Source organism: Pedobacter sp. SG908 (genome assembly GCF_011759615.1).
Lineage (GTDB): Bacteria > Bacteroidota > Bacteroidia > Sphingobacteriales > Sphingobacteriaceae > Pedobacter > Pedobacter riviphilus.
The window spans coordinates 469,142-484,384 of sequence record NZ_JAAOYY010000001.1 but is presented as its reverse complement, the minus strand read 5'-3'; the positions used below and the strand labels follow the sequence as shown (position 1 = coordinate 484,384).

Annotated in this window: 15 protein-coding genes; 9 read left to right on the top strand and 6 right to left on the bottom strand. The window is 39.0% G+C overall.

What is annotated here, in order from left to right; all coding sequences use genetic code 11:
- The first annotated feature begins 124 nt into the window (after positions 1-124).
- From FHT21_RS01825 to FHT21_RS01795, 6 genes are all read left to right on the top strand, one after another.
- A complete protein-coding gene (locus FHT21_RS01825) occupies positions 125-1,279 on the top strand; it encodes a hypothetical protein (RefSeq protein WP_167293096.1) in 1,155 nt (384 codons plus the stop codon).
- Entirely contained in the window at positions 1,280-2,458 is a 1,179-nt protein-coding gene (locus FHT21_RS25105; RefSeq protein WP_167293095.1) for a glycosyltransferase, read from the top strand.
- On the top strand, positions 2,458-3,315 hold the full coding sequence (locus FHT21_RS01815) for a glycosyltransferase family 2 protein (protein WP_167293094.1): 858 nt from the start codon (positions 2,458-2,460) through the stop codon (positions 3,313-3,315). Before FHT21_RS25105 ends, FHT21_RS01815 begins: the two co-directional genes overlap by 1 nt.
- A 101-nt stretch (positions 3,316-3,416) precedes the next feature.
- Entirely contained in the window at positions 3,417-4,037 is a 621-nt protein-coding gene (locus FHT21_RS01805) for an archaeosortase/exosortase family protein (protein WP_167293092.1), read from the top strand.
- A gap of 7 nt (positions 4,038-4,044) precedes the next feature.
- A complete protein-coding gene (locus tag FHT21_RS01800) occupies positions 4,045-4,596 on the top strand; it encodes a WcaF family extracellular polysaccharide biosynthesis acetyltransferase (protein WP_167293091.1) in 552 nt (183 codons plus the stop codon).
- A 2-nt stretch (positions 4,597-4,598) separates the two neighbouring features.
- The gene (locus FHT21_RS01795; RefSeq protein WP_167293090.1) at positions 4,599-5,417 is read left to right on the top strand and encodes a polysaccharide deacetylase family protein; all 819 of its coding nucleotides are present in this window, start codon (positions 4,599-4,601) and stop codon (positions 5,415-5,417) included.
- Here the strand turns inward: FHT21_RS01795 and FHT21_RS01790 are convergent.
- Complete coding sequence (locus FHT21_RS01790; protein ID WP_167293089.1) at positions 5,331-5,954, bottom strand: class I SAM-dependent methyltransferase; 624 nt, start codon at positions 5,952-5,954, stop codon at positions 5,331-5,333. The two genes, FHT21_RS01795 and FHT21_RS01790, sit on opposite strands and share 87 nt — an antisense overlap.
- 269 nt (positions 5,955-6,223) lie before the next feature.
- On the opposite strand from FHT21_RS01790, the gene pepE reads away from it, so the two are divergent.
- Positions 6,224-6,919 (top strand): dipeptidase PepE, encoded by a 696-nt coding sequence (gene pepE / locus FHT21_RS01785; RefSeq protein WP_167293088.1) that lies wholly within the window; start codon positions 6,224-6,226, stop codon positions 6,917-6,919.
- A gap of 123 nt (positions 6,920-7,042) precedes the next feature.
- Here pepE and FHT21_RS01780 read toward each other — a convergent pair whose 3' ends face one another.
- Entirely contained in the window at positions 7,043-8,311 is a 1,269-nt protein-coding gene (locus FHT21_RS01780; RefSeq protein WP_167293087.1) for an MFS transporter, read from the bottom strand.
- A gap of 441 nt (positions 8,312-8,752) precedes the next feature.
- Between FHT21_RS01780 and FHT21_RS01775 the strand changes: the two genes are divergently transcribed.
- On the top strand, positions 8,753-9,502 hold the full coding sequence (locus FHT21_RS01775; RefSeq protein ID WP_167293086.1) for a hypothetical protein: 750 nt from the start codon (positions 8,753-8,755) through the stop codon (positions 9,500-9,502).
- A gap of 331 nt (positions 9,503-9,833) precedes the next feature.
- Here the strand turns inward: FHT21_RS01775 and FHT21_RS01770 are convergent, their stop codons facing one another.
- The 4 genes from FHT21_RS01770 to kaiC are packed head-to-tail and all read right to left on the bottom strand — an operon-like array spanning position 9,834 to position 13,953.
- The gene (locus FHT21_RS01770; RefSeq protein ID WP_167293085.1) at positions 9,834-11,594 is read right to left on the bottom strand and encodes an ATP-binding protein; all 1,761 of its coding nucleotides are present in this window, start codon (positions 11,592-11,594) and stop codon (positions 9,834-9,836) included.
- Positions 11,595-11,597: 3 nt separating this feature from the next.
- Positions 11,598-11,912, bottom strand: coding sequence for a circadian clock KaiB family protein (locus FHT21_RS01765; RefSeq protein ID WP_167293084.1), 315 nt, complete (start codon positions 11,910-11,912; stop codon positions 11,598-11,600).
- Positions 11,913-11,914: 2 nt separating this feature from the next.
- A complete protein-coding gene (gene kaiB, locus FHT21_RS01760; RefSeq protein WP_208398852.1) occupies positions 11,915-12,202 on the bottom strand; it encodes a circadian clock protein KaiB in 288 nt (95 codons plus the stop codon).
- The gene (gene kaiC, locus FHT21_RS01755; RefSeq protein ID WP_167293083.1) at positions 12,202-13,953 is read right to left on the bottom strand and encodes a circadian clock protein KaiC; all 1,752 of its coding nucleotides are present in this window, start codon (positions 13,951-13,953) and stop codon (positions 12,202-12,204) included. The genes kaiB and kaiC overlap by 1 nt, the downstream gene beginning before the upstream one ends.
- Before the next feature lie 491 nt (positions 13,954-14,444).
- Here kaiC and FHT21_RS01750 point away from each other — a divergent pair, with 491 nt between their 5' ends.
- Complete coding sequence (locus FHT21_RS01750; protein ID WP_167293082.1) at positions 14,445-15,044, top strand: DUF2807 domain-containing protein; 600 nt, start codon at positions 14,445-14,447, stop codon at positions 15,042-15,044.
- The last annotated feature ends 199 nt before the right edge of the window (positions 15,045-15,243 follow it).

Below are 15,243 nucleotides of genomic sequence, written 5' to 3'. Positions count from 1 at the left end.
TATATTGCTAAGATTACTGTGGAAAGAGGATGAATCACCTTTTCTTTTTATTGCAGCATTGCTGCAGTGGTTCTCCATAACTATAAAGGTCTTTTACTCGAATTTCCAAAATATAAATTTTGAGATGGCATTTGATAATACATTAAAGATATATTCTTCTTTCTACTATAGTTTGGGAGGATTAATCTGCCTGAGTATCGGAATACACCTGATCATTAAAAGTTATAAACTAAAGCCAGAGAAATTCAACGTTCTGGCTTTACGTTACGACTCGAGAAAAATTGTTCCAATTTATATTTTAATTGCTTTAGCTTATCCAATTATTTACGACAGGTCTTTTATGTTTGGCGGCTTGCAACAACCCATTTCAAAACTTGCAGATTTTAAATGGATGGTATTTTTTATTTTTATGTTGAGCTGTTTTTATACTAAACAGTATAAACTTTTTGCACTGATTGCTTTGTTTGAAGTTTTGCTGAGTTTTACGGGCTTCTTTTCCAATTTTAAGGATTACTTCGTTGTTACTTTTGGTGGGTTATTGATTATTTATGGTCGCGAACTTAAGTTCAAACAAATATTTCCGCTAGCAGGTTTGGCCGCATTATGTATTTATTTAATTCTTATCTGGCAATATGTAAAGCCAGAATATAGAAATTATCTATCGGGTGGAGAAATGACTCAAAATACAGTCCGAAGTACTGGAGAATCGCTCTCCAAGCTTAGTGAACTAGCTGGAAAGATTGATAAAGAGGATATCAATACTGCTGTTAAAACCACTGTTGATCGCCTATCTTATATCGATTTTTTTTCTGCTACAATTGATTATGTACCTAGAGTGGTACCTCATACCCATGGTCGCCTTTGGGGAGATGCTATAGGACGTGTATTACAGCCACGAATTCTATTTCCAAATAAGGCTGTTATTGATGATTCGGAAACAACAATTAAGTATTCTGGAATACCTGTGGCGGGAGCAAATCAGGGAACATCAATCAGTTTAGGTTACATGACGGAAAACTATATAGATTTCGGAATGCCAGGCATGTTCATTAGTTTATTTGTTTATGGCTTACTCATTGGTTTAGTTTATAAATACGTAATGACCAGCAGCCCTGATAAATTAATCGGTACTGCTATGATTATACCCTTATTTATCCTGATTTACCTATTTGAGTCTGCATTGAATAAACTCATCGGTGGATTGTTGATGTACCTTCTGATCTATGAACTCATCCGTCGTTTTGCGCTTAAAAGATTTTTAAAACAAATTAAAATTTAAGTGAAAATCATCCACATCACAGCTTCCTACAAACCCGCTTACATTTATGGTGGCCCTATACAAAGCGTTGCCAAACTGTGCGAAGCATTGGTAGAGTTAACGGTTAGCGTTGAGGGGTTAGGGATTCATGAGGTACAGGTATTAACAACTACGGCAAATGGACAAAATGAACTGGATATACCTATAAACAAACCCGTTTTAGTTGATGGCGCATCCGTAACTTATTTTAAACGTTTAACTAAAGATCATAGTCATTTTTCGCCTAAACTTTTGTGGGAACTGAAAAAGATGCGCCAAACGCCAAACGCCAAACTCATTATCCACATTCATGCCTGGTGGAACCTGGTTTCGGTTTTAAGCTGCTGGATGGCCAAATGGTACAAAATACCGGTAGTACTTTCGCCCAGAGGAATGCTCACCACCTATACCCAAAATAACCGCAATTCATTCTCGAAAAAACTGTTGCATAACCTCATCGGGAAAAAACTGCTACAATATTGCCACATCCACGCTACCAGCGAACAGGAGAAACAGGATATACTTAAAATTGTTACGCCAAAAAGCATTACGGTAATCCCAAACCTGGTTAATATAAAGGAATTGGTTAGCAGTTCTCAACTGGCCATTGACAATAGCGATACAACAGTTTTCCGCTTGATTTTCCTGTCGCGTATTGAAGAAAAAAAAGGGCTTGAGCTGCTGTTTGACGCTTTATCCTTACTGGATATTAACTGGCAACTGAGCATTGCAGGTTCGGGAAAGGAAGGTTATGTTGAAAGTTTAAAGCTAAAAGCGGAAAACCTTAAGCTAAACCCGCGTATTAATTGGATAGGGCAAGTTACTGACCAAGATAAGTATAACTTGATAGCCAAACACGATTTATTGGTACTAACGTCTTTTAACGAAAATTTTGCCAATGTAGTAATAGAAAGTTTAAGTGTAGGCACACCTGTTTTAATATCTGATCGAGTGGGTTTATCAGATTATGTGCGCGAACAGCAATTGGGCTGGGTATGCACATTGGAAGTGAGCGATATTAAAGAAAAATTAATAAACGCTTATCATGCCCAAAAAGTAAGAGAAAAGATGAAACAAGCTGCACCTGAAGTTATCAGGAGAGACTTTAACGATAAAGCTTTGGCTAAACGATACCTGGAGTTATATAGAAGATTGGCTTAATGAACCAGGAATTCAGCTTTATCATTCTAACTTTTAACGAAGAAGTTCATCTTCCCCGTTTGTTAGCCTCCATCAAAGATCTACAGGCCGATATCTTTATTTTGGATAGCGGAAGTAGTGATGAAACGTTAAACATTGCCGAAACATATGGTGCAGAAATAAAAAACAATGCCTTTATCAATCATCCCAAACAATGGGATTTTGCACTGAAAAATTTTAATATTAAAACACCTTGGACAATCGGACTGGATGCAGATCAGGTGATAACGCCAGAACTTTTCGATCAACTTCAAAAATTTAGGCACACAGATTTCGAAGGTATAAACGGAATTTATTTTAACCGGAAAAACTATTTCCAAGGCAGCTGGATCCGCTATGGGGGGTACTACCCTATTTATTTATTGAAAATGTTCAGAACCGGAATCGGTTATTCAGATTTAAATGAGAATATGGATCACCGCTTTATCGTACCAGGCAAAACCATCATCTGGAAGAAAGGGCACTTATTGGAAGAAAATCTTAAAGAGAATAATATCGATTTCTGGTTTAAAAAACATGAAAAATATAGCGACCTGATTGCCCAGGAAGAAATAGAGCGGATGCAAAAGCTACGGACCCAAACATTAAAACCAAGTATCTGGGGCAATCCTGACGAAAAAAAAGCCTGGTTAAAAAGACTTTGGTGGAAATTGCCACTGGGATTACGCCCTTATTTGTACTATGGTTACCGCATGGTATTCCAATTCGGCATCCTCGATAATAAAACAGCCAGAAAATTTCATTATCTACAAGGACTCTGGTTTAGAAAACTGGTAGATAGAAAAATTCTGGCCTTGCGAAAGCAAAATGAATCATGATCTACCCCCTTGCACCCATCATAGATTAATGATGCAGTCAATACACTATAACCACCACGCTTTAAATCAGAAAAACTTACCTTTGTACATCCGAATAAGATATGAACGAAATCCAGACCAAAGAAGCCAGAAAACAAGCAAATAAAAAAGCGATCAAATTTATAATCGCACTCTTCATATTATATATTTTGTTTAGCCAGGGCAACCTATTTATGAACAGCATCACTACACCGGGCGCAAGATATTACAATGATTACATTACTCAGCATTTCAACTATATACAAGGCTTAAGAACAGCATTAATTGTTCCTGCGGTATGGATCATCAAAGCCTTTGGTTTTTACGCCATCTACAACGAAACGGATGTAATGGTTGTAGCAGGGCCTTATCTCCGCATCAATTATTCATGTCTTGGCCTGGGGGTGATGAGTTTTTTAGCGGCCTTTGTACTGGCATTCCCTGCTCCATGGAAATCTACCTTTAAGATGTTGACCATTGGGATTGTGACGATTTATATTTTAAATGTTTGCCGCATTGCTGGGTTAGGTGTTCTGCTTGGCCTCTTCGAATCGCAAAGGCAAAACTTTACTTACCACCACGAGATCTTTAACGTAATTGTATATATCTGCATATTTGTAATGTTATACCTCTGGATCAAGAAAAATACAAAAGGAGTTAACAAAACAAAAAACGAAGATACCGATCAACCTCAGCAAGATTAACTTTACCTTGAATAAGACACAACTAAATAAAAACTTTAACACAGGCAATTTCCACATTGGAGCCTCGGCTTTAAAACAGTTTTTATGGTATTTCACAGATGTGTTTTTCTTTAAAACTAAGCTTATTCCAATAAGTAGTATACTTGTTTTTTTGCTGAGGTTATTTGGGGCAAAAATTGGAAAAGAAGTTAGGATTAAGCCAGGTATATATGTTAAATACCCATGGAAACTCGTTATCGGCAATTATAGCTGGCTTGCAGACTGCTACATCGAGAACTTAGACTTTGTATATATAGGCAATAACTGCTGTATCTCGCAACAGGCCATGCTGATAACCGGAAATCATAATTACCGTAAAACAAGTTTCGATTTGTTTACTGCTCCCATTACGCTTGAAGATGGTGCATGGATTGGGGCAGCAGCCAAGGTATGCCCGGGCATAAAGGTGCATAACCACGCCGTACTTACCATGGGCAGTGTAGCCACAAAGGCATTGGCTGCTTATTCAATTTATCAAGGCAACCCTGCTGTTAAAATTAAGGAGCGCGAAATTCGTTAAAAATGCCAGTTCCAATTATCATGCTTCATCATGTTAATGATTTTCCCGACCCGGGGATAGCTGATTGGAGCATTAATACTGAAAAGTTTAAACTGCTGCTTGATATTATTGAGCGGAAAGGGCTTAAAACCACTACCTTTGAAGAAATTGGAGAAAGAAATGGCGCTATACATCAAAAATCGGTCATACTGAGTTTTGACGACTGCCCGGCAACGCTTTTTGAATTTGCAGTTCCAGAATTACTCAAAAGGAATATGAAGGCCGTTTTTTCAATCCCAACTGCACAGATTGGTGGATATAATAGTTGGGATGTGGCCGAGCAGGGATTTTCAAAGATTGCTTTAATAACGGCAGCACAATTACAGTATCTAAGCAGCAAGGGCATGGAAATTGCAAGCCATGGCCAACATCATTTAAGGGCTAGCCAAATTAGTACTGAAAATTTTATAAAAGAGATTTCGGCTTCCAAAACAATTATTGAAACACTAATCGACAAAAAAGTACACACCTTTACCTTCCCTTATGGGGATGTGCCCAAAAATTACAGACAGCTTTTAAGGCTTTCCGGTTACGGATATGGTCTTTCTATTTATCAGGCTAAAGAAAGTAATTTTGCCCTGCGCAGGATAGGTATACACCAATCGGATACCGCCAAATCCATTTCTTTTAAACTCAGCCAAAGCTATCAGCTCATGCGCGCGCTGTTTGACCCCCTCCTTTCACTTCAATTTTTTTTAAGGCTTAAAGCAGCCTATTTTCCATTTCTGTTCATTCAGGTTTATGATCTCTTCAATGGAAAGAAAATGATATCGCTGTTTTAGTTTCTGCCAAATTACCTCGTGGCCAATATAATCGCACATGGATATGATGAAATAGCCACCATTATTCAGGTTTTCATCGATACACTTTTGAATGATTGATAAAGGTCTGTTGAAATAATACAGGGTCTCATTAAAAATGATTACATCAAACTTTCCTTCCAACTTCTGGTGGTCGAAATCTAACTGTTTAAAGTTAGCCTCCGGAAATGAAGCTTTTGCTTTTCCAATTGCATTACCAGATATATCAATTCCCATATAATTTAATGGCTCTGCTGCCGCTTTAAGATAATGATAAAGTACCCCCTGGCCGCAGCCAACATCCAGAACCCTGCCAAATGGTACTTTTTTAAATAGATTTACGATTGCCAGGTAATGGCCTTTTTCGGCTTCAGTGTAAAGATAATCCCAGTCGTTTCCATAAAACTGTCTTTCCCATATACTTTTGGGCACCCTGTTACCAAAGCCAAACCGAGATAAAACAAAGATGTAAATCTGATGGCTGATTTTATTTTTGACCTTATCAAAAAGCAATTGCATATGTATACGCTAAGGATAGATGATTGACAGATAATTCCTTTGTGTAAAAGTAATTCTTTTACACAATCTTATCATTAAATGCATTTATTTTAAAATTCCCAATAAATTATCTTGCGGCCCAATCCTGCTTTTTAAATTACCAATTTTGTATTGGAGAAACCGGGAGTAGATCACAATTCAAAAATGCCGAAACAATTAAATAAAAAAGTCTGCATATTTTTTAGATTTACAAAAACAAGCTATTATTGCTAGAACTGAAACTTATTACAATGAATGTCATCCTCGCTTCTACCTCTACGCTGTTCGGCGGTAATTACCTGGAATACCTAAAAGATGAGCTGATTACGCTCTTTGCCGGATTAGATGAAATTATATTTATCCCTTTTGCAAGACCAGGAGGTATTTCGCACGAAGAATATACAGGCAAAGCGCGGGATTTTTTCTCGAAGCTAAACATCAGGGTAAAAGGCCTGCACGAATTTAATGACCCCATTAGCGCTATCGATGCAGCCAAAGGATTTTTTACTGGCGGAGGCAATACCTTTCTTCTGGTAAAAACACTTCATGAGCTGGGACTGATGGAGCGCTTAAGTGAAAATATTAAAAAGGGAAAACCTTATTTAGGCTGCAGCGCCGGGAGCAATATAGGTGGAATAAATATGAAAACCACCAATGACATGCCTATTGTGTATCCTTCCTCTTTTGAATGCATGGGCCTGGTTCCATTTAACCTTAATCCTCATTATCTCGACCCAAATCCTGAATTAAAACATAACGGAGAAACAAGGGAAACGAGAATTATGGAGTTTCTAACACAAAACAACATTAAGGTAATAGGCTTACGTGAAGGCAATTGGATCAGGATATTAGATCACAAAATCACTACGGAAGGAAGTGAATACACCAGAATTTTTGAAGCAGGCAAAACCCCATATGAGTGCCCTCCAGGTAGTATGTTAGTATAATTAATTTCTTGAGGAACGATACAACGGTTTAAAAATAAAAGCGCAAATATCTACAAGTTATGATAAGTTTAGCATCATAAACCTGTAGATATTATTCTTTATTAATAAACGGAAGCTTTATTATTAAGCTATAGCAGCGCTCTTTTTCCGAGAACGCAGGTATATCACCAATCCGCCAAAAGCCACAATTAATATTATGGGGATAATCAAGGTAGCCTGCAAAATTTCAGGGCCAGCCAGATTTTTAGCGTTGGCAAGCGCCTGCCCTTGTGCAGAACCTTCAGGAGCTTTTAAATAAGCGCTAAGCGAGGCACCAGAAGGTAAGTGTTTAACGATCAGGTTATCGTAAAAGCTACCCATAAACATCGTATAAATAGAAACAGCAAACATCCCTGCCCCCCCCATTAGGTTTAGGCCAAGGGCTCCCGATTTGGGAACATTTTCTGCCACAAAACCGATCATCGTTGGCCAGAAATAACAAACGCCTATACCAAAAATGATCGCAGCAAAGAAAACAGAATTTCCGGTAAAGGTGCTCAGCATGTAAAGCCCTGCTGCGGCAAATATTGCGGATAAGAGCAGTACACCCTGAGGAGCAAGACGGTGAACTACAGGTTCGGCAAAACCCCGGCCAATGACCATGATCCCTGTGGTAAGGGTAAGCAATAAAATAGCATTATCCGTTACGTTTTTAAGCAGTAAGCCTATCCATTGCCCGGTAAATAATTCGGTAATGGCAGTACCGAACATGCAGATAAACATAAAGATAAACAAAGGAGAAAGTACTGCTTTATACATATCTGAGCTCGAATAACCAGATGATACCCTTTCGGTAACCGGGAAATCCAACCTCGAGAACAGGTATCCGTAAATCAAAGTAGGAATAATCATCATGGCCACCTGCACCTTCCAGCCCAGTCCAAGCTGAACAAATAGGGTAACCAGCAAGGTACCGATTACAATGCCACCGGGAAACCATAAGTGAAAATGATTTAACCTGGTCGTCTTATTTTCTGGATATAAAGCGGCTACCAATGGGTTACAGGCGGCCTCTACAGTACCATTGGCAATGCCGATGAGCAAGGTAGATAAAAACAGGCTCCAATAGCCCTGGGCAAAAATGGTAAGCACAATTCCGGCCAGGTGAAAAATAAAAGCCATTACCAACAAGCGTTTCATTCCAATTATATCGACTACAAAACCTCCAACAATGATAGCCAGTGGAAATCCCCAGAAGGCCGCAGCCGTAATGGTACCCAATTGGGAAGTACTTAATTGAAAATCGATACCGAGCTGGTTCATTATACCGGCGCGGATGCCGAAAGAAAGGGAGGTAACTAGTAATGCAAGACAACTAGCCCAGAATAGTTTTGTGATTTGAATGTTAAGCATCTGTTCAGATTTAGGTTATAATTTGTTTTAATTCGCAATAAGAAAAAGATTTTAACAACCAGGCGGGTTGTTCTTTAATAGCAATCCAGGCCGGTAGTTTCTTTAGACTTTTGGCTACAATCTTCAGACAGGAAATACGCCGGGCTTTAAACCAGGCTTCTAATTTAATGAGTTGGCACTCCTCCATTTTTCTGGAATATTTGGTTATTACACGCTACAAACGCAGTATTATGATTAGATTTTAATCATTAATCGCCATAATAATAAACAATTGAATCGATTAATGCAACCGATTGTGTAAACATTGTTCTTTTTGCTGATAAGATCTAACCCAATTTACAGGTGGATGAATACAGATGGTGTTAGTGAACGATAAATTTGATTTTCTCCGTTTCATTCTATAAATTGAGGCGGAATCTGATGCAAACTCCAATAACCATTATGAAAAGATATCTTTTTATTATCCTTTTAGCCATCTCTTTTTCTGTACAGGCACAGTCTAATACTGGCAATTATAAATACATCATTGTGCCCGAGAAATTTAGCTTTCTCAAACAGGTTAATCAATATGGCTTAAATACCCTCACCAAGGCTTTTTTTGAGGAGAAGGGTTTTACGGTGTATTTTGATAATGCTGAAATACCTGAAGAAATTGCAACAGATAGATGTAAGGCACTGGTGGTAGAACTGCAGGAAAACAATAGCATGTTTGTGACCAATCTTACCCTTTTACTTAAAGATTGTAAGGGCGCTGTGGTGATAAAAAGCAAGGCAGGCAAAAGCAGGGAGAAGGAATATGAAACCTCTTACAACCTGGCATTAAAAGACGCTTTTACATCCTTTAACGATTTTAAATATGTAGCAGGCAGCCCCACCGTGGTTACCAACACGGTACCAGCCAATGCAAATACAGAAACGAAAACAGCGCCTACACCTGTTAATCAGCCAGTTGCAACCAAAACAGAACAATCAGGAGCGCTATTATATGCACAGCCCATAAGCAATGGCTACCAACTGATAGATGCAACACCTAAAATTGTAATGACCTTACTAAAAACCTCTGTAGAAGATTGTTATATTTCGAACAATGGGAATGTAAACGGCATAGTTTTAAAAAAGAACGGAGCCTGGTTCTTCGAGTATTATAAAAACAATGCGCTTGTTTCTGAAAAACTATCGATTAAATTTTAGCCTGCCATAATCCTTAAGACAGCTCGGCAAGTATATGGGAAGATTTGCGATCGCGAGGCAACTGAATGCATCAATTTCGAACTAAAGGTTCATGGAAACTTTAGTTCGATTATTAATATTTGTTTAAAAATTCTCCGGCTGATATTTTTAACTCAAAGTAGTCGCCCTGTCCCGAAACTTCGCGATCAGGGTCTATTTACCAAGATGCTGATCATGTTTAGCAACAAGGCAATTGAAAACGCTATTTCTACTTGTAAAATAAATTCAGCTTGACGATAGCGTTAGAAAAAGGGAGCTACAACGAATCAAAATGCATAAATATTAATCGAACTCAGGAAGGATTAAGTAAAGGCAAACTAAAATAAAAAACAGATCCCTTCCCTATCTCGCTTTCTGCCCATATCTTCCCGCCATGCCGCTGAATTATCTCTGCAGATAGATAAAGTCCTATTCCAAAACCCGCAACGGTTGTCATTCGATTGCTTTCTACCCGGTAAAACCGTTCGAACAGTTTTGGAATGTCATTCTCATCTATTCCCATCCCATGGTCCGCTATCCGGAATACTGCTGTCTCACCTTCAGGATAACACTCAACAGTTATTTCACTATCTACAGGCGAATATTTCATCGCATTGCTGACTAGATTATTAATCACATGCCCAACTTTGTCTTTATCTACGTTCACAAAAAGACCTGGCTGAAATGCAAACTTTATATCGTGGCTGTTTACTGTTGCGATATACTCCTCAACCACTTCTTCAAGCAGCAAAGACATTTCTATAGGCTGAAAATCCATCAGCATTTTCCCTGACTCCAGGCGCGAAAGGTTTAGGAAACCATTGATCATACTGGTCATTTTATTCACCTGACGCTCAGCTCGCTGAAGCGCTTTATCTGCAAAATCGTTCTGATTGCTCTTGGCTTTCAATTGCATCACCTGAATATAACCTTTCATGGAAGTAAGCGGTGTTTTAAGTTCGTGGCTAACCATTGCAATAAAGTCATTCTTTCGCTGTTCGTCACGTTTTTGATCTGTTACATCCATCAAAACCGCGTAAATACTATCAAAATCGGCACCACTACTCCTTTTAGCCTTTCCAACTATCCTCACCCAGCGGTGCTCACTTGAAACAAGATTCCTGATGAGATAAGTATAATCTAATGGTTTTCTGAGATTGATACAATCCTTAAAAACCTGCTCGAAATCTGAAAGATGCTCGGCATCAACACATTCCATCACCATTTTCCAGTTAACCTCTTCCTCCAAAGGCAGACCGCAGAGTTCCCTGAATCTTTTTGATGCTTCTACACGTCCTGTTTTAATATCCAGGTTACAGCTGCCCAGCTCAGCTGCATCGAAAGCAGATTGTAGGTTATCTTCACTTTCCTTTAACGCGTGAAGCGCATTATTGAGCTGATTATTGATTTCTGTTTGGAGATCATTGACAGCTGCGAGCTCCTCGTTGGTCGCTTCCAGTTCTCGGGTTCTTTGCCTGACGATATTTTCAAGATTTTCATTGAGTTCATCCGCTGTTTTCCTCGTTGCTTCAAGTTCTTTGTTTCTGGTCTCTAAAAGCAACTGGTTTTTCTTCAACTCGCTCAGATCAGTAATAATAATACTTAGTGCGGTCCCCTCATCAAGATTAAGCACTTTTAAAGAAAGCTGAACGGGCAAAGGAATGCCTGCGCTGCTTATAATGTTGATTTCTGTTCTGGAATCCTTTTCCCAAGCAACGGCAATTATTTCTCTGATAATGGCCTGGTCTTCTTTTGAAAAAAACGTTAAAAAGTTTGACCCGATAACTTTTTCTAAGGGTAGCGATAAAAGTTTGGCCAACTGCGAATTGCAATACAATATCCGGGCAGATGCATCAAGGGTTAGTGCACTTTGGCTCATCTGTTCAATAAAGATGCGGTAAGTATGGTCTGCACTCTTCAGCGTAAAAAGCTGCCGACCATTTTCACCATCTACAATCAGGGCATCAACTTCTCCCGAGCGGATAGCATGAATAATATCGTTAGCTTCCTCTAGCTGGATGCGCAGTTCCTCATAGGCACGCTCGAGACTGATATGTTCATTTGTCTTCTGCATAACTTAATGGTTAATACCCAACCCTTTTAATACTTTCTCGCGATCCGAACAATCCCCAATCAGCTTTTTGGTAGGCATGGGTGATTTTTTGATCAGCATCGGAATGGCGGTAACATCCTCCTGCTGAACCAATAATGGCTGCTGATGCGCATCAATGATATCTAACTCGTATCTGCCGGCAATAAATTCTTCGCAGATTGCGCGGATGTTAACAATTGCCCTTGCGGAAACCGGTGATGCACCAGCAATGAAAAGCCTAAGCGAAAAAAATTCGACGCTTGGGTTACTATCTTGATGAGCTGGATTTCCTATTGACATATTTAATGATTAACCTTTGTGCGTATATCCAATCCCACCAATACCTTTTCTTCATTTGAGAGGTCACCAATGATTTTGCGAACCGGTTCAGGAACTTTTTTCACCAATGTCGGAATCGCAAATATCTGATCACCCTCAGCCAGTTGTGGTTTTTCCAAAAGGTCGATTACCTCAATGCTATATTTCCCCTTCAGATGTTCTTCACAGAGCTTCTTCAGGTTTTCAAGCGCAGCTACCGATTTACTCGTTTTACCAGCTACGTATAGCCGGAGTTCGTATGCTTTTCCCACTATTTATTTCTTTTTTTATTTATATTTTTTTCTTTACTATCTGTATTTCCCCTTCGCATATCGGCAATCTTGCTCAGCGTTTCGCCCATAATCTGTTTTTTCAACGCTTCTTCTACATAAACTTTATTGAGTTCTTCTTCTGCAGACTCATATTCTGATTTTAAACTTTCAATCTTTGATTCTAAGATTTTCCGTTTACGTTCAAGTTCCCGGTCTTTGCGGCTAACTGCCTGGGCATGAATAACTTCACCAGTTTGCTCCAAAAGCATACGTGCTTCTCTTGCCGAACCAGTAAGCACACCATCCTCGGTAAGATATACATCCACCAGGTTTAGCCCCTGATCGGTAATCACAAATTCCCTGATCTGGTTGGAATGTTTCATGCCCCTGGATTTCATGATATATAATCCCCTGTTCCTTTCGCCGTTACTCTCAATATCTTTGATCAATAACCATGCATCAACAAGTGAAGATATACCCTCATCGGTCTGTTCGTTCACCATATTATTAAAGGTAAGTGCTGTAAACATTACCGTAATCTGCTCTGCCTGTAGAAAGTCGATAAGGCGTACAAGCATGGTTTTCACCTCACTTACTGATCCTATCGTTATCAGGTTGGTAATCGGATCGAGCACCACTACTGAGGGCTTAAATTTTTTGATCGCTTTGTGTATCGCCACCAGGTGCATCTCAAGGCCATATAAAGTAGGCCGCGAGGCATAAAATTCCAGGCAGCCCTCTGTTACATGTTTTTGAAGATCGATACCGATAGAACGCATATTCCTAATGATCTGCTTTGGAGACTCTTCGAATGCGAAAAAAAGACATTTTTCTCCATGTAAACAGGCAGAATTAGCGAATGTGGCCGTTATACTGGTCTTTCCCGTTCCGGCCGTACCCGAAACCAATATACTGCTCCCTTTAAAAAAGCCGGAATTTCCCAGCATTTTATCAAGCGCAGGAATACCTGAAGACAGATTTTTCGAAGAAACCTCATGATTCAGCATCAAAGAGGTAACCGGAAGCACAGAGATACCCTCATCGTCTATCAGAAAGGGATATTCATTCGTTCCGTGGAAAGATCCACGGTATTTTACAATCCGCAGCCTCCTGGTCGAAATCTGGTTGGTAATTCTATGATCAAGTAAAATCACACAGTCTGAAACATATTCTTCAAGCCCCTGGCGGGTGAGCCTATTTCCACCACGCTCTCCTGTTATGATTGCGGTAACACCCTTCGATTTTAGGAACTGAAAAAGTCTTCGGATTTCGGCCCGTAGCACAGCAGCATTGCGCAACCCCGAAAACAGGTTCTCGATCGTATCAAGCACCACTCTTTTTGCCCCTATACTATCTATTGCATAACCCAAACGAATAAAAAGTCCTTCCAAATCGTACTCCCCTGTTTCTTCTATTTCCGAGCGGTCGATGTGTACATAATCTAACTTTATCTTTTTATCCTTTTCCAACTGTTCCAGATCAAATCCAAGCGGAGCTACATTCGCTTTAAGTTCTTCGGCTTTTTCTTCAAAAGCCATAAATACTCCTGGCTCATTATAATACAATGCGCCTTTTACAATAAATTCTATGGAAAAAAGTGTTTTGCCACAACCTGCATCGCCACAAATAAGTGTAGGCCTTCCTGAAGGCAACCCACCCAGCGTGACTTCATCAAGTCCGGAAATACCAGTAAGTGTTTTAGGAATTGTACCAGATGAGTGCGCTTCCAGCTTCTTTTTTGATTTAGCCATTCACTTAAATTTTTAAAGATTAAATCCGTTAATTAATTATAACCTCCGATTAAGTTCTTTCCAAACAAACAGGGAACATTAAAAAATGTTTGCAACCAGACACATGTATCCTTGCTAAAAGTATTGTGCTCATCGTACAACCATCAGGCCTGGATATAACAACAGAGCATTAAATTAAGGAGAAAACAAAAAGGCATTGTCATCCTGAGCGATTAGCTTTTAACTGAAAAACAGTGGAGTTACAGTGACGATTAAGATAAATCGTCACCGCAACCGCAGCAATATTACTGACAAAGTTAAGTTCAAAGCATTTGGGTTAAGCTCATTCCAATAAAAATGAGTTCCTTTTCGCCCGATTTTTAAACCCGTTCGTCGAGAATTACACTGTGTTGGTATAATTACGGGTTTTCTGCTGCAACGTTTTGCCTGTAGTGGCGTCTTATCTACAAAACAATCACAAAATATTAATCAAAAATATAAACAACAGCATTATGAAAACCTCAATCAAAACCCTAACAAAATCAGTATTGGCAGCTATCGTTTTAAGTTCTGCTATTTTCTCAACAAGTGTAATGGCAGGTGAGAAACAGCCAATCAAAATGTCGGCACCTAAAAACATCAGCCAGGTTATTGTAAGTGGAAATGTAGAAATTACATTAATACAAGGAAAAAAAGAAAGCGTAAGCTACAACGATGATAACACTGGTGTAGTAAAAGTGATCCAGGATGGACATGCATTAAAAATCAGCTCTACAGATAAAAATACAGCTAAGATTACTGTTTATGTAAACAACATCTATAGGGTACAGGCATCTGAAAATGCCGTAGTAAAAACAGCAGGCAAATTGGATGCTAAATATCTTCAGTTATTCTTAAAAGGAAATGCGGTTGCCGAAATCGATTCAGATACAGAAAGTTTATATACTGTAATTGAAGACCGTGCAGATTTAAAATTAAGCGGCGCTACCGGAGAGCATATCTTGGTAATGGGAAGCACACCAAAATTGAATTTAGACAGATTTGCGGCAATGAAAACACAAGTGAGTTCGCCAGTAACTGGTACAGAACAAACTGCTTCATTAGCAAAATAAGTTAATCACAATATCGAAAAGGGGGCTGCAAATAATTTGCAGCCCCCTTTTTTGTTGCATTGACAACCAAGCGGTTAATATTTGAGAGCCTAAATATATTCCCCATCAAAATGTTTATTTCTTTTAACAAACAACAAATATTAAGCGCCTGTTTAAAATGATATCTTTTTTACTTACACAAAAGGCCGTATTAATAGGT

Coding starts and splice junctions, on each gene's coding strand:
- FHT21_RS01825 (WP_167293096.1), top strand. CDS start 125: ATGGCATTTGATAATACATTAAAGATATATTCTTCTTTCTACTATAGT.
- FHT21_RS01765 (WP_167293084.1), bottom strand. CDS start 11,912: ATGTCAATAGGAAATCCAGCTCATCAAGATAGTAACCCAAGCGTCGAA.
- FHT21_RS01780 (WP_167293087.1), bottom strand. CDS start 8,311: ATGCTTAACATTCAAATCACAAAACTATTCTGGGCTAGTTGTCTTGCA.
- FHT21_RS01770 (WP_167293085.1), bottom strand. CDS start 11,594: ATGCAGAAGACAAATGAACATATCAGTCTCGAGCGTGCCTATGAGGAA.
- FHT21_RS01790 (WP_167293089.1), bottom strand. CDS start 5,954: ATGCAATTGCTTTTTGATAAGGTCAAAAATAAAATCAGCCATCAGATT.
- FHT21_RS01775 (WP_167293086.1), top strand. CDS start 8,753: ATGAAAAGATATCTTTTTATTATCCTTTTAGCCATCTCTTTTTCTGTA.
- FHT21_RS01805 (WP_167293092.1), top strand. CDS start 3,417: ATGAACGAAATCCAGACCAAAGAAGCCAGAAAACAAGCAAATAAAAAA.
- FHT21_RS01795 (WP_167293090.1), top strand. CDS start 4,599: ATGCCAGTTCCAATTATCATGCTTCATCATGTTAATGATTTTCCCGAC.
- pepE (WP_167293088.1), top strand. CDS start 6,224: ATGAATGTCATCCTCGCTTCTACCTCTACGCTGTTCGGCGGTAATTAC.
- kaiC (WP_167293083.1), bottom strand. CDS start 13,953: ATGGCTAAATCAAAAAAGAAGCTGGAAGCGCACTCATCTGGTACAATT.
- FHT21_RS01750 (WP_167293082.1), top strand. CDS start 14,445: ATGAAAACCTCAATCAAAACCCTAACAAAATCAGTATTGGCAGCTATC.
- FHT21_RS01815 (WP_167293094.1), top strand. CDS start 2,458: ATGAACCAGGAATTCAGCTTTATCATTCTAACTTTTAACGAAGAAGTT.